Below are 22,326 nucleotides of genomic sequence, written 5' to 3' on the forward strand. Positions count from 1 at the left end.
GGCAGGAGGACGCGAGTGGCGGCACTTGATCCGAAGGCGATGCGCCAGGCCAACGCGGAAACCGTGCTGGGCACTCTCTACGAGCACTCGGTCGTCTCGCTGGCCCAGCTCACCGCCCGTACCGGCCTGTCCAGGCGGACGGTCGAACTCATTCTCACCGACCTCGATGAGAGAGACTGGATCCAAACCCACCCGCCCGACCCGCAGGCCACCGGCCGGGGCCGCCCCGCCCGGCTGTTCTCGTTCCGCGACGACGCCGGCATGGTCCTCGGCGTGGACATCGCGCACGGCCACTGCGCCGCCGCCGTCGCCGACCTGCGCGGCGTCGAACTCGCCCGGCGGGTGCTCCCCGTCCGCGGCGAACCCGGCCGGGCCGAACGCCTGGCCCTGGCCCGCGAGGCCATCGCGCAGGCGCTCGGCGCGGTCGGCCTGCGCCCCGGCCAGATCGGCGCGGTCGGTGTGGCCACCCCCGGCAACGTGGACGACCAGGGCATGGTCGCCGTCCGCCTGTCCATGCGCGACTGGATGGGCGTCCGGCTCGGCGCGGAGTTCGCCGCCGACTTCGACTGCCCCATCCACGTCGAGAACGACGCCAAGCTCGCCGCGCTGGCCGAACTCCGCGAGGGCGCCACCCCCGGCGCCGACCACATGCTCTGGCTGATGCTCGAAGGCCGCAACAACGGCCTCGGCATCGTCGTCAACGGCACCCCCTTCCGCGGCGTCGACGGCGCCGCCGGAGAGATCTTCTGGGCCAAGGCCCTCGGCCTCGACGACCTCATGACCTCTCCCCTGATCGGCCTCGGCCGCCTCCAGCCGGAATCCCGCCGCGCCGAGGCCGCCGCCCTGCTGGCCCGCGCCCACACCGGCGACCCCGCCGCCCTCGCCGAGGTGCACCGCTTCGCCGCCATCCTCACCCGCGCCCTGTCCACGCTCAGCTGGATGATGGCCCCCCGCCACATCGTCCTGGGAGGCTCCCTCACCTGGGCCTTCGGCGACCTGCTCACCACCACCGTCAAAGCCCTGCTGACCGACGCGCCCCCGTTCGTCACCGTCCATCGCTCCGCCCTCGGCGACTCGGCCGTCATCCGCGGCACCATCCGCACCGCCCTGGACCACTTCGACTGGACCACCACGACACCGGTCCGCTTAGCCCCTCGGTGAGCTGGTTCGGCCACTGTGTCGCGCTACGAGGCGTCCTGGCAGCTTCACGCCTCGCTCAGCTCCCAGAGCCGCTGGGCGGACCGCGGGTCGATGGCGAGGTCCTGGCGCACATCTGGCCGACCCACCATGAGAACATGCACTTCTACGGCACCCACTCCGTCGACATCGACGGCGGTACCGGCCGCTACGTCCCACGGTCGTACCTCTGCTCGACTGAGCCCCGCTCCGGCCGGAACCCCGCCAGCCGCACACAGAAAGGCGTCCTGATGGAGATCGCCCGGTGACCGACTTCGCCGAACGTGCCGAGCGGTACCGGGGCGAGCTGCGGGTGCACTGCTACCGGATGCTCGGGTCGTTCGACGAGGCGGAGGACCTGGTCCAGGAGGTGTTCCTGCGGGCGTGGCGCGGCCGGGACGGCTTCGAGGGCCGTTCCTCACTGCGCGCCTGGTTGTACCGGATCGCCACCAACGCCTGCCTGGACTTCCTCGACGGCCGGAGCCGCCGGACGCTGCCCGACCAGGCCGATTCGCCGGCCGGCCCATGGTTGCAGCCGTTCCCCGGCCACCTGTGGGAGCCGGTGGCACCGAGCGCCGACGACCCGGAGGCCGCAGTGGTCGCGAAGGAGACCCTGGAGCTGGCGTTCCTGGCCGCCATCCAGCACCTGCCGCCGAGGCAGCGCGCCGCGACGATCCTGTGCGACGTGCTGGGCTGGCCGGTCCGCCAGACGGCCGAGGCCCTCGACGGCAGCGTCGCCTCGGTCAACAGCGCACTGCAGCGGGCCAGAGCCACCCTGCGCACCCACCTGCCGCCCGGCCGGTCTGACTGGGCCCCCTCAACCCCGCCCAGCGACGAGGACCGCAGGATCCTGCGCCGCTACATGTCCGCGGTGGAGCGCGGCGACCTGACCGAGATCGCCGAACTGCTGGCGCGGGACGTGCGGGCGACGATGCCACCGTACCCAGAGTGGTTCGCCGACCGCGACGGCGTGCTGGCAGCGCTGTCGGCGAGCTGGGACGCCGGCTCACCCGACTACATCGGAACGCTGCGCATGCTGCCGGCGAGCGCCAACGGCCAGCTGGCCGCGGCGACGTACCGGCGTCCGCCGGGCGGGCACGCGTACGAGCCGTTCGGCATCGGCGTGCTGCTGGTCCGCGACGGCCGGATAACCGAGATCGTCGCCTTCCACGAGCCGGCCCTGTTCCCGTCGTTCAACCTCCCACCCACCCTGGACCGATGAGGTTCCGCGGTGGATGCCGTCTCAATACCGCACGAGGCAATCAGCCGGCAGAGGAGACAGCAGTGAACGACATCGAACCGCAGACCGCGAACGGCAAGGTGCTCTGGCACTTCACCATGTCCCTGGACGGGTACGTGGCCGGGCCGAACCACGAGATGGACTGGATGATGACCGGCATCTCGCCCCAGCCGGGCCTGATCGAGGAGTACGTCACGACCACCGGCGCGATCCTGGGCGGCCGGCGCGGCTGGGACCACTTCCCGGATCCCCGCATCGTCTACGGCGGCGCCTGGACCGGACCCATCTTTGTGCTCACCCACCACCCGGAGGACGCCAAGCCCGCCGACGGCGTCACATTCCTCGACTGTGACGTGGCCGAGGCGGTACGGATCGCGCTGACCGCGGCCGGCGGCAAGAACGTCGAAGTGCATTCACCGACGATCGGTGGCCAGCTTCTCGAACGCGGGCTGCTCGACGAGATCAACCTGCACATCGCGCCCGTGCTGCTCGGCGACGGCATCCGGCTGCTGGACCTCCCCGGCGGCCGGCCGCACTACCTCCACCGGGTCGGCGCAGGCGACCCCACGGCCGAGCTGAGTGTGCGGTACCGGCCAGTCAGGCCGTGACCGCGAGCGTCACCACGGCGACGGCGAGCGCACCCAGCAGGGTGCCGATCGCCAGACCCCCGGCCCAGGCGCCGGAAGGCGTGCCCATTCGGCGTGTCTCGGATCTTGGAAGGTCACCTCCAGCCGCAGCCAGCCGTCTGAGTCGGCTTCTTCGGCGCGGACGGCCAGCGAGCACGTGCGCCCGCTGTGACGCAGAAACCCTCGCTACCGATCGCGATGGTGGTTCCAGCTGCGGAGCTTGTCGGGGTTGAGGACCACCCACACGTTGGTGATCTTCTCGCGCTGCACTTGGAAGCTGACGACCGCGGAGACGAGTGCGTCGTGTCGCAATACCAGGCCGGTCTTGCCGTTCACCGATTGCAGGGTGGCTTCGAGCGCGGGCTGATGTGACAACGCGCCGAGCATGAAGTGTGCGGTGCGGTCCGCGCCTCGGATGGGATGCAAGGCGGTGCGAACCTTGCCGCCGCCGTCGCTCAGTGTGGTGGCGTCCGGGTCGAGCAGGGACATCAGAGCGTTGACGTCGCCGGTCTCGCAAGCCGACCAGAAGGCGGTGACGATGCGGTCATGTTCTTGCGGCGTCGCCTGCCGCGGGCGGCGGCGGGCGAGGGCGGCGAGGTTCCGGTATATCTCGCCGAACGGCAACGCGAACATGCCGGCCCTCTATAGGGCCATGGCCGTGAGCTTCGACGGGTTCATCATCCACAGCACTCGGTCGATACCGTTCGAGGTGGCGCGCACGGTGACGACGGCGAACACGTCCCCGTCACGGGACAAGCGCACCGCGGCACAGCCGTTGGCCTCGACCGGGTCCACCGTCACCCCGGACCAGAACCTGTCGGCGAACGCGTGCACGTACTTCGCCACGCGGCGACGGCCCACGACCGGGAACTTCGACGCCCGGACGGCGCCTCCGCCGTCGGAGTAGGAGATGACGTCCTCGGCGAAAAGCTCCTCCAGTACGGCGACGTTTCCTGACCGCGCGGCCGCCACGAACGCGGTCAGGAACCGTTTCTGCTCGGAGATGGCGACATTTGCGCGTTTTTCCGCAGCCAGGTGCTTTCGCGCGCGGCTGACCAGCTGGCGCACGTTCGCCGGCGTGTGCCCGATGATCTCGGCGATCTCCTCGTAGGAGTATCCGAACGCCTCTCGAAGCACGTAGGACGCGCGCTCGGTGGAGGTGAGTCGCTCCAGCAACATCAGCACCGCGAATTCGAGGGCCTCCGCGCGCTCGGCGCCCAGCGCCGGGTCGGCGGTGGTGTCGACCGGCTCCGGCAGCCACGGACCGACGTAGGTCTCACGGCGTACCCTCGCCGACTGCAGGACGTTGATCGCGAGCCGGGTCGTCGTCGTCGCGAGAAACGCCTCCGGGTTCCGTACGGTGGCCCGGTCGTAGGTCTGCCACTGGATCCACACCTCTTGGAGCAGATCATCGGCTTCGCTCACGCTGCCCAGCATGCGGTAGGCGATCCCGAACAAGCGCCCACGCGCCGCATGGAACAACGCCTCCGCCTCCTGGAGGTCACCGGTGTTCTTCGCCTGCATCGTTGGCGGTCCTTGCTTCTCGACGAGCGTCCCTGCCACAACGATCATCTCGCTTCGACTGTCGAAGAGGCGGCTGCCACCGACCCGGCGCGTTACTCGCCGGCCGGGATGCGGCCCGGCCAGTCGGCGTACCGGATCTCGCCGAGGATCGCCTCGCCCGCCGGCACGAGGCTTCCGTTTTCCAGCTCGCTGCCGAAGTAGCGCGCGTGCGGGTCCGTGACCACCTCGCGCGGGTCGTGCCACGCCGCCAGCGCGTCCCGGAAGAACACGTCCATCCGGAACTGCTCCGGCCCGGCCACGTCGACCCTCCCGTTCAACGGCGACCCCGTCGCGACCCTGCCGACCACCTGGGCGACCTCGCCGCCCGCGATGGGCTGGAAGAGCACCGGGGCCATCCGGACCGTGCCGCCATCGGTGCCCGCGTCGGCGATGCTCCGGGTGAACTCGAAGAACTGGGTGGCGTGCACGAGGGAATACGGGATCGACGAGCCCTCGATCAGCTTCTCCTGGGCGATCTTCGCCCGGAAGTAGCCGTTGCCGGGCAGCCGCTCGGTTCCCACCACCGACAGCGCGACGTGGTGCCCGACGCCTGCCGCCGCCTCCGCCGCGAGCAGGTTGCGGGTGGAGGTCTCGAAGAACTCCAGCACCGCGGCGGGCTCGAACGACGGGGAGTTCGACACGTCGATCACCACGGCCGCCCCGGCCAGGACATCGGCGAGCCCTTCGCCGGTGAGGGTGTTGACGCCGGTGTTCGGCGACGCCGCGACCGCCTCGTGGCCGTGCTCACCGAGCTTGGTCACGAGCTTCGACCCGATCAGGCCGGTACCGCCGATTACCACGATCTTCATGACAAGCCTTCCTGTCCGCCGGGGCATCGACTGCCATCCGGTCGCCAGCTAAGACAGGACAGCCTCCCGACCTGTGACAGCAACGCCGAAAGATTTCTTCGGGGTTTGCATCATCGGGACGACGAGAGTCCCGGACGTTGACTTTGTCGCAAGGTATGACGCATCTTATTGCTACAAAGCTTGGGACAAAGGAGGCGCTATGACCAGCGAACCGCTACCCGACACCGACCCGCCGACGCGCACGCCCGATCTGCGCATGGCGGGCGAGTGGCTGGCCGGCCACGACCTGGCCGACACCCACCCGACCCCGCTGCTCGCCAGCCGGCTGGCGGTCCGCAGACGCGCCCGCCTGGCCACCTACGTCATCCTGGCCGCGCTGATCATCGTGAGCGCCCTCGCCGCCACTTCCGCTTTCGGCGGCCTCCCGCCGCATCGCCCGCTGCCGCTGCTGGCCCTGGCCGCGTCGGTGGCCGGGCTGCTGCTGGCACAGTCCCTGCTCGACCGGTGGGTGCGACGCGTCGACCAGCGGGCGGGCGCGACGCTGTCGCGCAGGGCCGCCCATCCGATCCAGCCCGGCTGGCGGACCGTGCTCGGCCGGCCGTACGCCATTTTCGCGGTCGCCACGTTCGCCGGCGCGATGGTGCTGGCCGCAAGCGCCCTGGCCGTTCCCGACCCCACCGTGCGGCAGCTGGCCGTCGTCGTGCTGATCGGCCTGCTCGGCGCGAGGGCCATCACCGCCCTGCAGCTGCGCCACCTGCTCAGGCGCCCGGTCGTGGCGCAGGACGAGGAGTCGCTGACCGCCGACGTCATCATGCGCGTCGAAGACGCCCGCGAGCTCACCACGCCGAACGTGCCGTGGTCGCTGCCAGTGGTGCTGTTCGGCACCGCGCCCGGCTGGTGGAGCGCCGCCGCGCTCGCCTACATCGTCTTGAGCCTGGCCGCGTGCCTCGCGCTCCATGCCAGGACGCCGTCGTGCGCGACGGTGGCCCGGCGGGCCATGAGCGTCCGATGATCGTCATCGATGCGGCCTCGCCGGTACCGCCGTTCGAGCAGCTGCGATCCCAGCTCGCCCGGCAGATCCAGGACCGCACGCTGGCCGTGGGCGCCCGGCTGCCGACCATCCGCCACCTGGCGGCCGACCTCGGCCTGGCCGTCAACACGGTCGGCCGGGCCTACCGGGAGCTGGAGGAGGCGGGGCTGATCGAGACGCGCGGGCGGGCGGGCTCGTTCGTGTCGGCCGCCGGCGAGGAAGGCCGGGAGCGGGCCCGCCGGGCCGCCGCCGACTACGCCGCCGTGATCGCCAGCGTCGGCCTCGACGCGGCCGAAGCGCTCCGCATCGTGCAGGCGGCTCTGGCGGCCGGTGCGGCGGCACCGGCCTCGTCATGACCGCGACCCGGCCGCGGGGATCACGGGAGTCCGGGGTCGGAACGGCGGATGGCGGCGAGTCCGCCGCGCCGGCCTGCTAACGCCACTGACCGTTCCGTTGCCGATCAAGTCCCTACGCGCAGCGGCGACGAGGTTCGCGCCCCTCACTCTGAAAAGGTGGCCCGGGAAGGCCCGGGCCACGGGTGACGCCTTACTGCATCGGCTGGCAGGGCGGTGTCTGGAAGACGACGCCGTCGAGGAAGTTGCCGGACGCGCCGCCGCCCGCGGACGAGACGGCTTGGAAGGAGAATCGTGTCGTGGTCTGCCCGGCCGGGACCACGTAGGTGCCGGTGTACTGACGCCAGGCGGTGTTGTCGGTGGAGATGTTGGGCGAGGTCGCCCCGGTCGGGGTCTGCGCCACGGTCGCGCCGGGTGCGCCGAGAAGCACCTGCATGACGTCGGTGCCCGCGCGGCCGCGGTGCCAGATCGACCAGCTCATCACGGTTCCGGGCACGGTCGGCACGTCCTGGTAGAGCGTGGACGGCTCGCTGGCGTTGAGCTCACCGAACTGCTGTCCGTCGGCCGAGGGCACGCCCTGGAAGCCGCTGCGCCAGATCTCCAGCATCCCGTCGGAGGCGGTGGTGCGCCAACCGGCGGCCGGGTTGGTGGACGCGTCGGGGATGTTCCAGTTGGCCGTGGCCACGTACGGGGACTCGAAGCTGCCGTTGGCCAGGTTGATCGGGTTGGTGACGCAGGTGACCACGACGGTGACGGTCGCGGTGCTGGTTCCGCAGGGCGTGCTGATGGTGTAGGTGAAGGTGTCGGTGCCGCTGAGGCCCGTCGGCGGCGTGTAGACGAGGCTGTTGCCGGAGATCGTCACGGTGCCGTTGGCGGGCTTGCCGACGGCGGTGATCGTCGCGCCGGAGCCAGTGTCGTTGGCCAGGACCGGGATGGTGACGGCCGTGTCCTGGCGGGTGGTGGCGGTGTCGTTGACGGCCGTGGTCGGCGAGATGGTCTGGCCGTTGACGATCTGGATCGGCGGCGCCGGGGTGTTGTTGCCGAGCTGGCCGGGAGCGGCGACGACGCTGCTGATGCCGGTCGGGCGGATGGTCATGCTCTGTCCGACGGTGCCCTGCTTGACGCGGAAGGTGATGACCTTGGGCGTGGGGTCGGTCTTGGTGCCCGACGACGGGATCGTCAGGGTGGTGCCGCTGATGGTGCCCGCACCCGACTGGCTGACGATGTCGGCGTTGGCCAGCAGCGAGGAGAGGTCCCAGCTGGTGGTGTAGCTGCGCACGAGCAGCGGCCACCTGGCGGTGCGGTGCGCCAACTGGAGGGTGAAGGTCGAGCCGGGCGCGATCTGGCCGCCCCACAACGCGGGCGTGGTGTCCACCGCCACATTGCCGCTGCCGAGCTGCATGCCCAGCACGTTCTTCCAGTAGTAGTTCACCGGATAGGCCGTCTGGCCTGGCCGTACACAGGGCGTTACATTCTTCCGCACGCCTGGGGCCGCCTCGGCGGTCCCAGCGGCCATGACCTGCGCCGCCGCCGCGGTCACCAGGGTGAGCAGGGCGGCGGCGAGGGCGGACGTGCGTCGTCGTGACATCAACACGAAGCTCCTTCTGATAGATCAACTCGGCCGAAACGTTACTAGCTGCGACCTTGAAGTCACTCTTGGTGGCATCATTTTTGATCTTCGTGTCGCGCCAAGGGGAGCGCCGGACGGGTGGTCAGGGCGATCTCGTCATCACACTCAGTCACATAGGGTGAGAAGCGGCGCGCTGGGCGGCCGTCTCCACCGCCGCCGACCTCAACCGCTTCTTCCGCCTGCTGCCGGACGGCCGGCTTCTCCCCGCCCCGTTGCTCGCCCAGATGACGAGGCTCCCGCCGGCCGCGCATCATCCTGCGTGACCGCAAGCACCGGTCAATCGGAATTCGTGCCGAGCAGGTCGCGCACGGTGGCCGAGCGTTCCTCGTCCCATACGATCTCCGGATCCGATTCGAGGAAGGTAACGGCGATGCTCGCCGCCGCCATGCCGATCAGCGACCAGTCGGCGGGGGCGCTCGCGCCGGTGGGGTTGCCTGGCACGCACCGGGTCAGCAGTTCCTCGTCGGACAGCGCCCCGGCGATGCGCAGGATCCGGGCGGAGGCGCAAAAGCGCGAGGTGCCGGGTTTCCTTGCGGTTGCCCGGCACCTCTCGTAGGGGGCGACTCAGTTCTGTGGTGTGCCGCCGTTCTCGGTGATCAAAGCGTTGGCGTCACGCAGGAGGGTGGTCTTGACCTCGGGGTTCGAGACGATCTTCGGGTCGTTGACGGTCTCCACGAAGCGCTCGAGCTTCTTGACGATCTTCTTCTTGTCTCGCTCTCTTCCCTTGTCCTCGGACACCATGACCTTGGCGATCCTGTCCTGCAGCTTGGCGGCGCCGGTGGCGTTGAGCTTCCCGGCGGCCTCGAAGCGGTCGATCAGTGCGGAGACGTCGTCCGTCGAGGTCCAGACGGAGAACGTCACCGTCTGCACGGTCTGCTTGCCGGTGTTGTCGACGGCGGTGACGGTGAGCGTGTGCTCGCCCAGGGCCAGTTTGTACAGCGACTGGACCGTGCCGGACGTGAACGGCTCGCCGTCCAGCGTGCCGGTCACCGACTTCACCCCGGACCCGGAGTCGATCGCCTCCCAGGCGATCTCCAGGTCCAGACTGTCGCCGTACGTGGTGCCGTCGGCGACACCGGTGACCAGGACGGTGGGAGCGCTGTCGTCGATCTTGACCGTGACGGCCTTGATCTCCTCGACGTTGCCGGCCTTGTCGGTCGAGCGGTAGCGCAGTTCGTGCTGTCCCTCGCCCGAGATGGTGACCGTCTCGGTGTACGGGGTCCACGCGCCGCCGTTCAGCGAGTACTCGGTGCCCGCCACGCCGGACGTCGCGTCCGTCGCGGCGAGAACCACCGGCACGCTGTCGGCGTGCCAGCCGCCGTCGTTCGCCGGAGCGGGTTCCGCGGTGGTCACCGGCGCCGTCGCGTCCACCTTGACCGCGAGGGTCTTGGCGGCTTCGACGTTGCCCGCCTTGTCGGCGGAGCGGTAAGCCAGCGTGTGCGAGCCGTCGCCGGTGATGACGACCGGCTCGGCGTAACGGGTCCAGGCGCCGCCGTCGAGCTGGAACTCGGTGCGGTCGACGCCGCTGCCCTGCGCCTCATCGGCTCCGGACAGCGTGACCAGCAGCGCGCTGGTGAACCAGCCGCTCGCCGGCTCCGCCGGGGTGGTCGTCGCGGCCGTCACCGGCGCGAACTTGTCGGCCAGCTGCTTCCAGTTCCTCGCCTCCGCCGCGGTCAGCTTCCCGGCGATGATGACGGCGCGGTCCACCGCGCCGGTCATGCGCTGGCCGCCGCCCTGGTCGGCGGCGAAGCGGAGGGAGCGGGAGGTGCAGCCGGTGATGCCGTCGGAGGTGGCCTGGCCGGTGGCCTTCTGCTCGCCGTCCACGTAGACGGTGACCAGGCCGGTGCGGTCGAGGGTGACCACCAGGTCGATCCAGCGGCCGGTGGGCAGGGTGGTGTTCAGGGTGATGCCCGTGCCCGCGCCGATGAACCGCAGCTGGTTGCTCGGCGTCACGTCGATGAGCACTCCGTCGTTGCCGGGGTTGCCGGACGGCTGGGAGTCGAACAGGCGGCGGTAGCCGGTTCCGCCGATCTTCACCTCGGCCGCGAACGTGGCCTCGGGCAGGTAACCGAGCAGGGTGTTGCCGGTGACCATGTAGGTGGAGCCGGTGAGGTTCAGCCCGCTGCCGGTGGGCGCGGTGGTGTCGTAGGTGGCGGTGCCGCCCGCGACGGTGGCGTGGCGGTCGTTGCCGGAGTAGTCGGTGACCGTGCCGCCCTGCGTCGGGTTCCAGGCGACCAGCACCGAGCCGGTCGGCGGGGCGAAGCAGGGGGTCAGGGCGAGCGCGGCCGTGGCCGAGCCCTGCCAGGAGTCACCGACGACCTTGGCGACGATCTGCGCCTGGCGTGATCCGGTGGCCGGGCCGGGCGTGACGGTGAAGGTGGCGGTGCGGGGGGAACCGGGCGAGGCGGCCGGCAGGTGCTGGGAGCCAGGCGTAGCGGTCCACCCGGCGGGCAGGGTGAGGGTCACGTCGGAGGCGGGCACCTCGCGGTCGCGGATGGCCGTCACGGTGACCTCGGCCTCGAACGGGACGCCGGGCGAGGCCGCGGCCGGCGCCTTGAGGGTGACGGCGGACTCGTTCTCGATCGTGTACGCCTTGCCCGCCTGCGCCTCCCAGCTCAGGACGTCGCCATCGCGCTGCGGGGTGACGCTGTCGCCCTGCTCGTCGTAGACCCGGTAATGGCCGGTGATGATGGACGACTTGACCTTGAGCGGGCCGGTCTTGCCGGGCCGTACGGTGATCGTGTCGGGGGCCCCGCCCTTCCAGGCGGCGTCGACGGTGACGTCGCCGCGGGCGCGCAGGCCGGTCACCGAGCCGTCCTTCCACGTGCTGGGCAGCGCGGGAAGCACGTGCACCACGTCGTGCTGGCTCTGCACCAGCATTTCGGCGATACCCGCGGTGGCCCCGAAGTTGCCGTCGATCTGGAACGGCGGGTGGGTGTCCCACAGGTTGTCCAGGGTGGAGGACTTCAGCTGCTCGGCGAGCATCTTGTGGGCGTGGTCGCCGTCCAGCAGGCGCGCCCAGAAGTTGATCTTCCAGGCCTTGGACCAGCCGGTGCCGCCGTCGCCGCGCGCGGTCAGGGAGACCTTGGCGGCCTCGCCCTCTGGGGTGCCCGCGGTGAGCTGGTTGCCCGGGTGCAGGGCGAACAGGTGGGAGACGTGCCGGTGGGTGTCGGTGGGAGAGTCCCAGTCGGTCTTCCACTCCTGCAGCTGGCCCCAGGAGCCGATCCGGATGCCGGGGTCGAGCTTGCTCAGGGCCGCGGTCACCTCGTCCTGGAACGCCTGGTCGACGTCCAGCTTCTTGGCCGAGGCGAGCGCGTTGGTGAAGACCTCGCGGACGATCTGCTGCGACATCGAGGCGCCGGCCGAGAACTGGCCGTTCTCCGGGGAGAAGCTGGGCGAGACGACGAGCTTGCCGTCACGCGGGTCGGTGTGCAGGAAGTCCAGCCAGAACTCGGCCGCGCCCTTGATCGCCGGGTAGGCGGTCTCGCGCAGGTAGGTCACGTCGCCGGTGAAGCGGTAGGTGTCGTACAGGTGCTGGGTCGTCCAGGCGGCGGCCTCGGGGAACCAGAACGAGGCGGGGTAGTTGTGCAGGCCGGTGAAACCGTACGGGTTGGTCTCGTTGTTGACCACCCAGCCGCGGGCGCCGTACATGTCCTGGGCGGTCTTGCGGCCCGGGGCGACCATGGCGGTGATGTAGCGGTCGTAGGGCTTGGTGGTCTCGTGCAGGTTGGTCTGCTCGGCCAGCCAGTAGTTCATCTGCAGGTTGATGTTGACGTGGTAGTCGGCGTCCCACGGCGGGTTCGTGACGTTGTTCCACACGCCCTGGAGGTTGGCGGGCAGGATGTCGTTCTCGCGGGAGGATGCGATCAGCAGGTAACGGCCGTACGCGAAGAACAGCGATTCCAGGGCGCGGTCCTGAAGGGCGGAACCGCCGGTGTAGTTCCTGCGCAGCTCGTCGGTGGGGATCGTCGGCGTCGATCCGCCGAGGTCCAGCTTCACCCGGTCGAACAGCTCGCGGTAGTCGGCGAGGTGGGCGGCCTTGAGCTGGTCGTAGCCCTTGGCCGCGGCGGCGTCCACCGCGCCGGTGACGGCGGCGTGCGGGTCCTCGCCCCGGTAGGTCGGGTACGTCCCGGCGTAGTCGGTCCCCGCCGACAGCACGAACACCGCGCTGTCGGCGCCGGTGACGGTGATCTTGTCCCCGGCGTCCACGCGGGAGCCGCCCTGGGCGATCACCTGTACCTGGGCTTCGAACTTCAGCTGGTTGCTCGTCAGCGCGCCGCGGATGGTGAGCCGCCCGTCGGCGGCGGTGACGGTCTTGTCGTTGCGCGGTGAGGTGTGGCGCAGGGTGAAGGAGATCTTGCCACCCTGGTCGGCCGCGAGCCGGCCCACGATCACGTTGCCGGGGTTGCTGGCGAAATACTCGCGGGAGTACGTGACACCGTCGGCGGTGTAGCCGACCTTGGCCACGGCGTCGCGCAGGCTCAACTCGCGGCGGTAGCCGGTGGAGCTCTGCGGCGCTCCGGCGATGTCCAGATATAGGTCACCAAAAGTCTGGTACGAACCGAAACCGGTCTTGCCCTGCCCGAGCCGGGCGGCCACGGTGTCCGGGCTCACTCTGCCGTCGCGGTCGATCTGCGCCTGCACGTCGGCGATGGCGCCCGGCCGCGGCGTCCGCCAGTTGCCGAAGTCATAACCGGCCTGACCGGGACCGCCGGTCCACAAGGTCTTCTCGTTGAACTGGATCTGCTCGCTCGCCACGCCGCCGAAGACCTTGGCGCCCAGCGGGCCGTTGCCGATCGGCAGGGCCTGGGTCTCCCAGTTGGTCGCGGGCTTGTCGTACCACAGGGTTAAGTCATCGGGTGTCTGGGCTGCGGCGACTGCCGGTTCGGGGTCGGCCTGCGCCTGCACCGGTATGGTCAACCCGACAGCCAGCGCTAACGCGGCGAGAAGGGCGACGCCTAGTCTTCGTTGCGGAGAGTTGATCACAGATTCCTCCGATCACATGGGGGGTCCGAAATAAGGAAATAGCACCGAAACCTGTCCGCAACAAGACTTATGGTCCGATGTTCTCCCACTCGTGATCGGACCTCAGTGGTCACGCTCCGGCGCTCGCATCTCCCGGCGAGATCCGACCGTCCCAGCTCACCCTCCCTTTGCCGGAGGCCACGACCCCTTCACGACTCGGCAAATCAGAACAATCTTCTGTCCGCATCCGATAGACCGTGACAAAACATCCGATGTATCGTCCCCTGGCCAGTGTGCTGTCACCAGGTACACGCGATTGCGTTAGCCCAGGTCAGCGGTTATGTCCCCCAGGGTCATGTTCGGCGGGAGTGCAGACATTTGTCCAAGACTGATAGGCGGCAACCCATGCATCGTCTTCTGCATGAGTGAGTACAACCTTGAGCAGTCGCATGGGATGCGCGTGGTCCACGACGGCCCGCGGGAGGCGCCGCCGCTGTTGCTCATCCACGGATCGGGGTTCTCGGGCGGTTCCTGGAGCCCGGTGGTCCCGGCACTCGCCGGCCACCATCACGTCATCCGGGTCGACCTCCCGGGCTGCGGCCAGTCTCCGCCCGCGCGGTCATACGACGTGCCGGTGCAGGCGGGCCGGTTGGCGGCGATGCTCGACGACCTCGGCCTTCGTCGCGTGACCACGGTCGGGCACTCCAGCGGCGGCTACATCGCCACCGCGCTCGCCGAACAGCGCCCGGACCTGGTGAGGTCGCTCGCGCTGATCAGCACAGGCCCGAGTCTCGACGCGCTCCTCCCCCAGCCGTTGATTCTTCGGGTCCCGCACGCGTGGACATCGCCATGGTCGCGCACCCATCCGTCACCCTGATCATCGACCTGAGCGAGGGAGAAGGCCTCGGCTACGACATCCACGGCCGGCACGAACGCGGCAGTGTCGTCATCGGGCTCCTCCCCGGCGATCTTCGAGTAGCCGGCCGGGGGGCCGGCGAGTGCCTCCAGATCCGGCTGGAGCCGGCCGCGATAGCCGCGGTGTTCGGCGCGGCTACCGAGCTCAGCGGGACGGTGGTATCCCTCGATGATGTCTGGGGCCGCGACTCCGGGCGAGCCGAGGACAGGCTGCGCGCCGCCGCGTCGTGGGACGAACGGTTCACGATCGCGGCGGAAATCCTCGGCCGACGGCTGGGCGCCCGCCCACCCGTCGATCCGGAAGTCGTCTACACCTGGCGGCGGACGCTCACCAGCCGGGGGCGGGTGCGGATCGACGGCCTGGCGGACGAGGTCGGCTGGAGCCGCAAGCGCCTATGGTCCCGCTTCCGGACCCAACTGGGCATCACTCCCAAACGCGCCGCCCGACTGGTGCGGTTCGACCACGCCGCCCACCTTCTCGCGGCGGGTCACGCCGCCGCCAGCGTCGCCGCCGAGAGCGGCTACGTCGACCAGCCCCACCTCCACCGCGAGGTCAAGGCGTTCGCCGGGCTCACGCCCACGGCCGTGGCCGTCGCGCCGTGGCTCGCGATCGACGACGTCGCGTGGCCGGTCGAACCTACTCATCCTCGGGGGGCAGCTCGAAGGTAAAGTAAATGCTCAGTACGTAGGGCTCGGGTTCGTCGTGCATGAAATCCCAAGAAACGTCAACGAGGAAAACGTCATTTTCCTCCACCCACTGCCCTGCTTTTCCGAATGCTCCTGCGGCAGTTGTAGCGGGAAACAGCTTCCTGGCCATGGGGTGGACCTGAGTCTCGGCATCCGAGTCGTCGAAGTCGTGCGGAACTTCCAAACGGATGACGTTTGACTTCATGCGCCCATCACCTTTCGGTATACCGGAGATGCAGGTTGCTGAGGTTGCGCCGTCGAGTGTACTTCGCTCCCTAAGCGAGTGAGCTCTTTCGTGGGTCAGGAACGAATAGGCGCCGTGGGCCAGTCCGTCGCGGATCAACTTTGTGGCCGCGGGGCGCATGATCTGCGCGCTTGATCGGTCAGGATCGCGCTCGCGACGACACCGAAGAGATGATCGGCGCGGGGCGCGAGCGAAGGTTGGTCGCCGAGCCACGTGAGCGCCCCGATCAGCGCGAACAGATCGGTGCCATCGATGTCGGTCCGCGCCATGCCCGCGGCCTGAGCGCGCGCGAGGAGCCGCGTGGCGGCCGCGCGCATCGTGACGCACGAAGCATGGAGTGCGGACTCGGTGTCTTCAATGGCGGCCACCATCAGCGCCACAACGCCCCGATACTCATGTGCGCACGCGACGCAGTCGCGTAGCCACGAAACGAGAGCCTCCTCGGGGGAGCTCGACGTTTCGAGCTCGGCTGCCCGTGCCGCCAGCTCGTCGAAGCCTGCGCGGAGCAAGGCCTCAAGCAACGCCTCTCGCGTCGGGAAGTGACGGTACAGCGTGCCGAGCCCGACGCCGGCCCTGCGGGCGACGTCACGCAGCGACGCGTCGGCGCCTTGCTCGGCCACGACGGCGCTCGCGACGACGAGCAGGTGGTCGTAGTTCTTCTTCGCGTCGGCTCGCATATGCCTACCTTGACAATCGGAGCAGTGCTCCGTATATATTCGGAGCACTGCTCCGCTAAGCATAGCCCAACTGCGGTGAAAGGCGAAAACGATGCCGGCAAACACGATGAAGGCCATTCGGCTGCACGAGTTCGGTGGTCCTGAGGTGCTGCGTTACGACGAAGTGCCGATTCCCGAGCCGAAGCCGGGTGAGGTGCTCATTCGCGTGCACGCGGCTGGCGTCAATCCCCCCGACTGGTACCGTCGCGAAGGAATGCCCAACGTGCCTCCTGAGCTGAGACCGCCGTTGAGCTTGCCCGCCATTCCGGGGACGGACGTGTCGGGCGTCGTCGAGGCCGCCGCCGCGGATGTCGATGGCCTCTCCGCCGGCGATGAAGTCTTCGGCCTCCTGCGCTTTCCCAGCCTCGAGGGCAGCGCCTATGCCGAGTACGTCACCGCGCCCGCGTCAGACCTCGCCCGCAAGCCGGCTCACATCGATCACGTGCACGCCGCAGGAGTGCCCATGGCAGGGCTCACCGCGTGGCAGTTCCTGATCGAGCTCGGACACGAACATCCGTCGCCCTTTCAAGCGGCACGGCATCGCCCGATGGCACTCGGCGCCGAGACGACGGTGCTCATCAATGGCGCCGCGGGCGGCGTGGGGCACTTCGCGGTGCAGCTCGCGAAATGGAAGCGTGCCCGCGTCATCGCGGTGGCATCGGGAACGCATGAGTCGTTCCTGCGCGAGCTCGGCGCCGACCAATTCATCGACTACACCAAGAGCCGCCCCGAGGAAGTCGCGCACGACGTTGATCTCGTTCTCGATACCGTCGGTGGTCGCGACAGCAGTCGCTTCCTGCGCACGCTCAAGCGCGGCGGCGCGCTGTACCCGGTGTTCTTCGGCGACTACGACCCCGAAGAGACCGCGAAGCTAGGCGTCACGATCTCGGGCACCCAAGTGCGCTCGAACGGCCCGCAGCTCGCAGAACTCGGGCACCTGCTCGATGCGGGCACGCTTCGCGTCGCCATCGACAGCACGTTCCCGCTCGCGGATGCTCGAAGGGCGCACGAACGAGCCGCCCGCGGGCACCTCCAAGGCAAGATCGTGCTCACGGGCGCGTGAGACGACAAGGTCGTGGCCCGCTCCTACGCCGAGTGGTGCGACATCCTCGACATCCTGATCGCCGGCCAACTGGTGCTCATGCTGTAGAGGTCAGGATGGGTCCCGCGAGCAGGTGGCGGCCGTGTGGGGTGGGGTCGAGGAGGGTGTTGTCGTGGACGACGGGGCGGCCGCCGACCAGGACGGTTCGCGGGCGGCCGGTGAGGAGCATGCCCTCGTAGGGGGTGTAGTCGGTGGCCATGTGGAGTTCGCCGCTGGTCACCTGCCATCGCGCGGCCGGGTCCCAGATCGCGATGTCGGCGTCGGCGCCGGGCATCAGGGTGCCCTTGCGGGGATACAGGCCGTTGGCCCGGGCGGGGTTGGCCGAGGTCAGGGCGACGAAGCGGGTGGCGGGCAGGCCGGCGCCCGCCACGTACGCGGAGAAGATCACGGGGAGGCGGGTCTCGACGCCGGGCAGGCCGTTCGGCATGGCTCGTACGTCGGTTCGGTGTGACCGTTTCTGGGCCAGGTCGTAGCAGCAGTGGTCGCTGCCGATCGTGGTGATCTCGCCGGTGAACAGGTGGCGGGAGAGCGCGTCCACGGCTGGGCGTGGGCGGAGCGGCGGGCAGCAGACGAAGCGCTCCGGGGAGGCTCCGCCGTACCGGGTGTCGTCGAGGATCAGGTGGTGGGCGACCGACTCGGAGAAGGCGCGCACGCCGCGGCGGCGGGCCGCCGCGACCAGTTCGACGGCCTCGGCGGTCGACTGGTGCACGAAGTAGACGGGGGCGCGCAGCGACTCGGCGATGGCCAGCACCTCGGCCACGGACGCGGTTTCCGCCAGTTCGGGGCGGGTGCCGGCCATGTGCTCGGCGCCGATCGCGCCGCTGGCCGCGCAGCGGGTCTGGGCGTCCTCGATGATGTGGTCGGCCTCGCAGTGGATCACCACCATGCCGCCGAGGTCGCGCAGGGTCTTCATGGTGCGCAGGATGGTGTCCTCGTTCGCCATGGTCTCGCCGCGGTAGGTGGTGAACATTTTCACGGTGGAGACGCCGTCGGCGACCAGCGCGCCGAGCTGGCCGGGCACGGTCTCGTCCCACTCGACCACGCAGGCGTGCAGAGCGCTGTCGCACAGGCCCTGCCCGGCCTTGGCCCGCTGGGCGTAGGCCACGTCGGCGGGCCGCTCGCCGGGGCGCGGGATCGCGAAGTCGACGATGGTCGTGGTGCCGCCGAACACGGCGGCCGTCGTGCACTGCGCGTAGTCGTCGAGTGAGGTGAACTCGCCGGAGGTGAAGCCCACGTGGCAGTGCGGGTCCACGCCGCCGGGCATGACCAGTGTCCCGGTCGCGTCGATCTCGGTGGCGCCGCGCGGCGCGGGGGTGCCGGGCACGGCGAGGGCGGTCACCCGGCCCTCGGCGATGAACACGTCGGCGGGCGCGGACCAGCCCGCCTCGACCACCGTTCCCCCGCGCACCACCGTCTCAGCGGGCGTCATCGCGCGCTCGCAGCCATGTGCGCGCGCCAGCCGCCCGCGGCGCTGATGTCCGTCACCCCGGGCGCGGTCAGCGACTCCTCGCGCATGCGCATGGACAGGCAGCCCGAGCCGTCGGACAGTTCGATCACCGTCAGCTCCAGTTCGGGTGGTTCGCGGGGAAGCAGTTCGTCGCGCAGGATCTCGTAGGTCACCTCGTACAGCTCTCCGGGGACGGCCACGCCGTCGTCGCGCACTGGGTGCAGGCCGGGGAACTCATCCCGTACCGAGTAGAACCGGTATCGGGGCGCGGTTTCGGCGGGTCCGAGGAGGCGTGCGCCGCTCAGGGCGGTGTTCAGGCTGCCTCCGGACATCGCCTGTCCGTTGACGAACATTCTCATGGGCGACTCCCTCGATCGGTGGGGTCAGGCACGGGCACGGCGTCCAGCAGGGACCTGGTGTACGGATGCCGCGGATTCCCGTACACCTCCGCGCGCGTGCCGATCTCGACCAGCGTGCCCTGCTCCATGACCGCGACCCGGTCGCACAGGTAGTAGACGACCGCGAGGTCGTGGGCGATGAACAGGATCGACAGGTCCAGCCGCTGCCGCAGGTCGCGCAGCAGGTTGAGCACCTGCGCCTGCACCGAGACGTCCAGCGAGGAGACCGGCTCGTCGCAGATGAGCAGCCGGGGCCGCACGGCCAGCGCCCGCGCGATGGAGATGCGCTGCCGCTGCCCGCCGGAGAAGGACCGGGGGTGGCGGTCCAGGTGCTCGGCCGACAGGCCCACGGTCTCCAGCAGGTCCGCGGCCCGCTTCCGGCGCAGCCGCCGGTCGGGTTCGAGCCCGTGCACGGCGAGCGGCTCCTCGATCAGCGCGGCCACGGTCATGCGCGGGTTCAGCGACGCGTACGGATCCTGGAAGACCATCTGCATGTCGCGCCGGAGCACCCGCAGCTCGCGGCGGCCGGCGGCGAGCACGTCGCGCCCGCCGAGGACGACCTGCCCGGCGTCGGGTTCGGTCAGCCGGGCGACGCAGCGCGCGGTGGTGGACTTGCCCGACCCGGACTCGCCGACCAGGCCGAGCACCTCGCCCGGCGCGACCTCGAAGGAGACGCCGGACAGCACGCGGCGCCCGGCGAAGCTCTTCGTCAGATTCGTCACCCGCAACAGGGGCTCGGTCACCGTTCGCCCTCCTTGATCGTGATCAGCGGGCGGGTGGGGTCGCCGCCGATTCGGGGGACGGCGGCCAGCAGCGCCTTGGTGTACTCGTGCCGGGGCCGGTGGTAGATGTCCTCGACCGAGCCCGTCTCCACCGCCCGGCCGTGCCGCATGACCACGGCCCGGTCGGCGAAGCCGGCCACGATGCCGAGATCGTGGGTGATGAGCAGGACGGCCATGTCCCGCTCGCCGGTCAGCTCGTGCAGCAGTTCCAGCACCCGCGCCTGGACGCGCACGTCCAGGGCGGTGGTCGGCTCGTCGGCGATGAGCAGGTCGGGTTCGGCGATGACCGCGATGGCGATGACGACCCGCTGCCGCATGCCGCCGGAGAACTGGTGGGGGTAGTCGTCGAAGCGGCGCTCGGCGTCGCGGACGCCGAGGCGGGCGAGCAGGTCGACGCCGCGCCGCCGGGCGATCTTCTTTGGTACGCCCCTGATGACCAGCGGCTGCGTGATCTGCCAGCCGATCGTCATGACGGGATTGAGCGCGGCGAGCGGGTCCTGGAACACCAGCCCGACGCGGGCGCCGCGGATGGCGCGCATCCGGCGGGTCGGCAGCGCGAGCAGGTCGGCGCCGTCGAGTTCGACCCGCCCGCTCAGCGTGGCGTCGGGGTCGAGCCGCAGGATCGCGCGGGCGGTGACGGACTTGCCCGAGCCGGACTCGCCGACCAGGGCGAGCTTCTCGCCGCGCGCCAGGTCGAGATCCACGCCGTGGACGACCTCAACAGGGCCCGAAGGCCCGGGATAAGACGCCCGCAGGTCTCGTACGGCCAGCAGAGTGGACGTCATCGGACCCCCTCCCGGATCGTCGGGTCGTTGCGTACCCGCAGCCAGTCGCCCACCAGGTTGAAGGCGACGGCGGTGAGCAGGATCGCCAGGCCGGGGAAGGCCACCGCCCACCAGCCGTTGGTGAGGTTGTTGGCGGCCGCGGCGATCATGGCCCCCCACTCCGCGGACGGCACCTGCGCGCCCACCCCGACGAACGACAGGCCGGAGATGACCAGCATCACGGCCGAGACATCCAGCGTGGTCTGGACGTAGAGGCTGTTCAGGGCGTTGGGGAGGATGTGCCGGAAGACGAGCCTGGCCCGGGAGACGCCGAGCATGCGGGCCGCGTCCACATACTCCGCGTCCTTGACCTCGCGGACCAGGGTGCGGACCAGCCTGGCGTAGCCGGGCCACCAGGTCAGGGCCAGGGCGATGACCGCGGACCGCAGGCCGGGGCCGAGCGCGGCGGCGAGCCCGAGGGCGAGGATGATCGAGGGCAGCGACAGGCCGATGTCGGTGAGCCGCATCAGCACCTCGTCCACGGCCTTCCCGCCGAGCGCGGCGACCGTGCCGATCAGGGTGCCGAGCAGCGTGGCGGCGGCGATCACGATCACGGTGGCGGGCAGGGTGACCTGGGCGCCGTACAGGATGCGGCTGAGCACGTCGCGGCCGTTGACGTCGGTGCCGAACCAGTGCGCGGCGGAGGGACCGTGGAGCGCGTTGGCCAGGTCGACGGCGTACGGGTCGTGGGGCGCGAGGAACGGCCCCACCACGGCGAGCGTCACCACGAGCACGGCGACCGCCAGGGCGATCCGATCGATCGCCATGATCCGCGTCATGCGTTCACCGCGATCTCCGCCCGCCGCTCCCGGCCGGCCGCCTTGCGCAGGCGCGGGTTCAGCCAGAGCTGGACCAGGTCCACGACGACGTTCATCACCACGAAGACCACTCCGATCACCAGGACGGTGCCGATCACGGCGTAGAGGTCGTTCTGCAGGACCGCCGTCACCGCGTACGCGCCGATACCGGTCCGGCCGAAGATGGCCTCGACCAGCACGGTGGAGCCGAGCATCCAGCCGAGCTGCATGCCGAGGATCGTGCTGGCCGGGACCAGGGCGTTGCGCAGGCCGTGGCGCACCACCACGCGGAGCTCCGACGCGCCGGTCGCCCGGGCCAGCGTGATGTAGTCGGAGTCCAGCGTGGTGATCATGGAGGAGCGCACCGTCCGCGCCACCACGGCGACGAACGCCGCCGCAAGCGTCACCGCCGGCAGCACGAGATGCAGCAGAGCGTCGCCGAAGGCCACCCAGTTCCCCGACAGCAGGGCGTCGAGCGAGATCATGCCGGTGATCCTCGGCACCTGCTGCCCGAAGGCGAGCTGGCCGGTGAGCGGCAGCAGGCGCAGCTGGGCCGCGAAGACGAGCTGGAGCATCAGCCCCAGCCAGAACACGGGCACCGCCGCGCCGAGCAGGGTGATGAGCCGGGCGGCGACGTCCGCCGCCCGGCCGCGCCGGTAGGCGGCGTAGACGCCCAGCGGCACGGCCACCGCGATGTTGATCGCCATCGCGGCCAGCACCAGTTCCACCGAGGCGGGCAGCATGGCGGCCACGTCGGCCAGCACCGGCCGCTGGGTGAAGACCGAGGTGCCGAGGTCGCCGTGGAGCAACCGCCCCAGGTAGCCGGAGAACTGGTCGGGCAGCGACTGGTCGAGACCGAGCCGCGCGCGGACCGCGGCGACCTGCTCGGCCGTCGCGTTCCGCCCCGCCGCGGCCCTGGCCGGGTCGCCGGGCAGGACCTGGGTCATCAGGAACGTGACGACCGCCAGCCCGGCCAGGACGACGACGCTCGTGACCAGGCGCCGCAGCAGGAAGCGGCCCAT

23 protein-coding genes are annotated in these 22,326 nt (G+C 70.2%); 9 read left to right on the forward strand and 14 right to left on the reverse strand.

Translation table 11 applies throughout. From position 1 onward, the window contains the following. Window positions 1-15 precede the first annotated feature (15 nt). The 4 genes from Amac_RS41615 (at window position 16) to Amac_RS41630 (ending at window position 3,024) form a co-directional block, all read left to right on the forward strand. The gene (locus tag Amac_RS41615; protein WP_155359938.1) at window positions 16-1,161 is read left to right on the forward strand and encodes an ROK family transcriptional regulator; all 1,146 of its coding nucleotides are present in this window, start codon (window positions 16-18) and stop codon (window positions 1,159-1,161) included. Between the two features lie 134 nt (window positions 1,162-1,295). Further along, entirely contained in the window at window positions 1,296-1,445 is a 150-nt protein-coding gene (locus Amac_RS41620; protein WP_155359939.1) for a hypothetical protein, read from the forward strand. After that, a complete protein-coding gene (locus Amac_RS41625) occupies window positions 1,442-2,398 on the forward strand; it encodes an RNA polymerase subunit sigma-70 (protein ID WP_155359940.1) in 957 nt (318 codons plus the stop codon). The genes Amac_RS41620 and Amac_RS41625 overlap by 4 nt, the downstream gene beginning before the upstream one ends. 62 nt (window positions 2,399-2,460) lie before the next feature. After that, a complete protein-coding gene (locus tag Amac_RS41630; protein WP_155359941.1) occupies window positions 2,461-3,024 on the forward strand; it encodes a dihydrofolate reductase family protein in 564 nt (187 codons plus the stop codon). Window positions 3,025-3,228: 204 nt separating this feature from the next. Here the strand turns inward: Amac_RS41630 and Amac_RS41635 are convergent, their stop codons facing one another. Genes Amac_RS41635 through Amac_RS41645 form a run of 3 tightly spaced genes read right to left on the reverse strand, consistent with a single transcriptional unit; the run spans window position 3,229 to window position 5,414 of the window. Continuing rightward, window positions 3,229-3,675, reverse strand: a complete 447-nt coding sequence (locus Amac_RS41635) for a sigma-70 family RNA polymerase sigma factor family protein (RefSeq protein WP_155359942.1) — start codon at window positions 3,673-3,675, stop codon at window positions 3,229-3,231. A gap of 9 nt (window positions 3,676-3,684) precedes the next feature. Then, window positions 3,685-4,614 carry an RNA polymerase sigma-70 factor gene (locus tag Amac_RS41640; RefSeq protein WP_246269046.1) on the reverse strand — a complete coding sequence of 310 codons (930 nt, stop codon included), beginning with the start codon at window positions 4,612-4,614 and terminating at the stop codon, window positions 3,685-3,687. 44 nt (window positions 4,615-4,658) lie between these two features. Next, entirely contained in the window at window positions 4,659-5,414 is a 756-nt protein-coding gene (locus tag Amac_RS41645; protein WP_155359943.1) for an SDR family oxidoreductase, read from the reverse strand. 199 nt (window positions 5,415-5,613) lie between these two features. Here Amac_RS41645 and Amac_RS41650 point away from each other — a divergent pair, with 199 nt between their 5' ends. Beyond that, on the forward strand, window positions 5,614-6,426 hold the full coding sequence (locus Amac_RS41650; protein ID WP_155359944.1) for a hypothetical protein: 813 nt from the start codon (window positions 5,614-5,616) through the stop codon (window positions 6,424-6,426). Next, entirely contained in the window at window positions 6,423-6,800 is a 378-nt protein-coding gene (locus tag Amac_RS41655; RefSeq protein WP_155359945.1) for a GntR family transcriptional regulator, read from the forward strand. The genes Amac_RS41650 and Amac_RS41655 overlap by 4 nt, the downstream gene beginning before the upstream one ends. A 190-nt stretch (window positions 6,801-6,990) precedes the next feature. Here Amac_RS41655 and Amac_RS55590 read toward each other — a convergent pair whose 3' ends face one another. The 3 genes from Amac_RS55590 to Amac_RS41670 form a co-directional block, all read right to left on the reverse strand. Then, a complete protein-coding gene (locus Amac_RS55590; protein WP_155359946.1) occupies window positions 6,991-8,385 on the reverse strand; it encodes an Ig-like domain-containing protein in 1,395 nt (464 codons plus the stop codon). A gap of 318 nt (window positions 8,386-8,703) precedes the next feature. Then, entirely contained in the window at window positions 8,704-8,868 is a 165-nt protein-coding gene (locus Amac_RS41665; protein ID WP_155359947.1) for a hypothetical protein, read from the reverse strand. Window positions 8,869-8,991: 123 nt separating this feature from the next. Then, complete coding sequence (locus Amac_RS41670; RefSeq protein WP_246269047.1) at window positions 8,992-13,347, reverse strand: glycosyl hydrolase family 95 catalytic domain-containing protein; 4,356 nt, start codon at window positions 13,345-13,347, stop codon at window positions 8,992-8,994. Window positions 13,348-13,813: 466 nt separating this feature from the next. Here Amac_RS41670 and Amac_RS41675 point away from each other — a divergent pair, with 466 nt between their 5' ends. Together Amac_RS41675 and Amac_RS41680 are read left to right on the forward strand one after the other, a co-directional pair. Next, a complete protein-coding gene (locus Amac_RS41675) occupies window positions 13,814-14,269 on the forward strand; it encodes an alpha/beta fold hydrolase (protein ID WP_246269048.1) in 456 nt (151 codons plus the stop codon). Beyond that, on the forward strand, window positions 14,242-14,976 hold the full coding sequence (locus Amac_RS41680; RefSeq protein ID WP_155359948.1) for a helix-turn-helix domain-containing protein: 735 nt from the start codon (window positions 14,242-14,244) through the stop codon (window positions 14,974-14,976). The genes Amac_RS41675 and Amac_RS41680 overlap by 28 nt, the downstream gene beginning before the upstream one ends. On the opposite strand, the gene Amac_RS41685 is transcribed toward Amac_RS41680, so the two are convergent. Both Amac_RS41685 and Amac_RS41690 read right to left on the reverse strand, forming a co-directional pair. Beyond that, the gene (locus Amac_RS41685) at window positions 14,945-15,199 is read right to left on the reverse strand and encodes a hypothetical protein (RefSeq protein WP_155359949.1); all 255 of its coding nucleotides are present in this window, start codon (window positions 15,197-15,199) and stop codon (window positions 14,945-14,947) included. The two genes, Amac_RS41680 and Amac_RS41685, sit on opposite strands and share 32 nt — an antisense overlap. Window positions 15,200-15,333: 134 nt before the next feature. Continuing rightward, the gene (locus Amac_RS41690) at window positions 15,334-15,915 is read right to left on the reverse strand and encodes a TetR/AcrR family transcriptional regulator (RefSeq protein WP_155359950.1); all 582 of its coding nucleotides are present in this window, start codon (window positions 15,913-15,915) and stop codon (window positions 15,334-15,336) included. 91 nt (window positions 15,916-16,006) lie between these two features. Between Amac_RS41690 and Amac_RS41695 the strand changes: the two genes are divergently transcribed. Next, on the forward strand, window positions 16,007-17,017 hold the full coding sequence (locus Amac_RS41695; RefSeq protein ID WP_174900292.1) for an NADP-dependent oxidoreductase: 1,011 nt from the start codon (window positions 16,007-16,009) through the stop codon (window positions 17,015-17,017). A gap of 76 nt (window positions 17,018-17,093) precedes the next feature. Here Amac_RS41695 and hydA read toward each other — a convergent pair whose 3' ends face one another. The 6 genes from hydA to Amac_RS41725 are packed head-to-tail and all read right to left on the reverse strand — an operon-like array spanning window position 17,094 to window position 22,326. Continuing rightward, a complete protein-coding gene (gene hydA, locus Amac_RS41700; protein ID WP_155359951.1) occupies window positions 17,094-18,485 on the reverse strand; it encodes a dihydropyrimidinase in 1,392 nt (463 codons plus the stop codon). Continuing rightward, the gene (locus Amac_RS41705) at window positions 18,482-18,862 is read right to left on the reverse strand and encodes an allophanate hydrolase-related protein (RefSeq protein WP_218041606.1); all 381 of its coding nucleotides are present in this window, start codon (window positions 18,860-18,862) and stop codon (window positions 18,482-18,484) included. The genes hydA and Amac_RS41705 overlap by 4 nt, the downstream gene beginning before the upstream one ends. Then, window positions 18,859-19,644 (reverse strand): ABC transporter ATP-binding protein, encoded by a 786-nt coding sequence (locus Amac_RS41710; protein ID WP_155359952.1) that lies wholly within the window; start codon window positions 19,642-19,644, stop codon window positions 18,859-18,861. The genes Amac_RS41705 and Amac_RS41710 overlap by 4 nt, the downstream gene beginning before the upstream one ends. Further along, window positions 19,641-20,468, reverse strand: a complete 828-nt coding sequence (locus Amac_RS41715) for an ABC transporter ATP-binding protein (protein ID WP_155359953.1) — start codon at window positions 20,466-20,468, stop codon at window positions 19,641-19,643. Before Amac_RS41715 ends, Amac_RS41710 begins: the two co-directional genes overlap by 4 nt. Then, complete coding sequence (locus Amac_RS41720) at window positions 20,465-21,286, reverse strand: ABC transporter permease (protein WP_155359954.1); 822 nt, start codon at window positions 21,284-21,286, stop codon at window positions 20,465-20,467. Before Amac_RS41720 ends, Amac_RS41715 begins: the two co-directional genes overlap by 4 nt. Further along, window positions 21,283-22,326 (reverse strand): ABC transporter permease, encoded by a 1,044-nt coding sequence (locus Amac_RS41725; RefSeq protein ID WP_155359955.1) that lies wholly within the window; start codon window positions 22,324-22,326, stop codon window positions 21,283-21,285. The genes Amac_RS41720 and Amac_RS41725 overlap by 4 nt, the downstream gene beginning before the upstream one ends.

Source organism: Acrocarpospora macrocephala, from assembly GCF_009687865.1.
In the GTDB taxonomy this organism is placed as follows: Bacteria; Actinomycetota; Actinomycetes; order Streptosporangiales; family Streptosporangiaceae; genus Acrocarpospora; species Acrocarpospora macrocephala.

Bases quoted from the DNA above. Each gene is read 5' to 3' on its own strand.
- Amac_RS41620 (WP_155359939.1), top strand. From the start codon at position 1,296: ATGCACTTCTACGGCACCCACTCCGTCGACATCGACGGCGGTACCGGC.
- hydA (WP_155359951.1), bottom strand. From the start codon at position 18,485: ATGACGCCCGCTGAGACGGTGGTGCGCGGGGGAACGGTGGTCGAGGCG.
- Amac_RS41680 (WP_155359948.1), top strand. From the start codon at position 14,242: ATGGTCGCGCACCCATCCGTCACCCTGATCATCGACCTGAGCGAGGGA.
- Amac_RS41690 (WP_155359950.1), bottom strand. From the start codon at position 15,915: ATGCGAGCCGACGCGAAGAAGAACTACGACCACCTGCTCGTCGTCGCG.
- Amac_RS41635 (WP_155359942.1), bottom strand. From the start codon at position 3,675: ATGTTCGCGTTGCCGTTCGGCGAGATATACCGGAACCTCGCCGCCCTC.
- Amac_RS41675 (WP_246269048.1), top strand. From the start codon at position 13,814: ATGAGTGAGTACAACCTTGAGCAGTCGCATGGGATGCGCGTGGTCCAC.
- Amac_RS41695 (WP_174900292.1), top strand. From the start codon at position 16,007: ATGCCGGCAAACACGATGAAGGCCATTCGGCTGCACGAGTTCGGTGGT.
- Amac_RS55590 (WP_155359946.1), bottom strand. From the start codon at position 8,385: ATGTCACGACGACGCACGTCCGCCCTCGCCGCCGCCCTGCTCACCCTG.
- Amac_RS41715 (WP_155359953.1), bottom strand. From the start codon at position 20,468: ATGACGTCCACTCTGCTGGCCGTACGAGACCTGCGGGCGTCTTATCCC.
- Amac_RS41650 (WP_155359944.1), top strand. From the start codon at position 5,614: ATGACCAGCGAACCGCTACCCGACACCGACCCGCCGACGCGCACGCCC.
- Amac_RS41705 (WP_218041606.1), bottom strand. From the start codon at position 18,862: ATGAGAATGTTCGTCAACGGACAGGCGATGTCCGGAGGCAGCCTGAAC.
- Amac_RS41720 (WP_155359954.1), bottom strand. From the start codon at position 21,286: ATGACGCGGATCATGGCGATCGATCGGATCGCCCTGGCGGTCGCCGTG.
- Amac_RS41645 (WP_155359943.1), bottom strand. From the start codon at position 5,414: ATGAAGATCGTGGTAATCGGCGGTACCGGCCTGATCGGGTCGAAGCTC.
- Amac_RS41685 (WP_155359949.1), bottom strand. From the start codon at position 15,199: ATGAAGTCAAACGTCATCCGTTTGGAAGTTCCGCACGACTTCGACGAC.
- Amac_RS41640 (WP_246269046.1), bottom strand. From the start codon at position 4,614: ATGATCGTTGTGGCAGGGACGCTCGTCGAGAAGCAAGGACCGCCAACG.
- Amac_RS41655 (WP_155359945.1), top strand. From the start codon at position 6,423: ATGATCGTCATCGATGCGGCCTCGCCGGTACCGCCGTTCGAGCAGCTG.
- Amac_RS41725 (WP_155359955.1), bottom strand. From the start codon at position 22,326: ATGGGCCGCTTCCTGCTGCGGCGCCTGGTCACGAGCGTCGTCGTCCTG.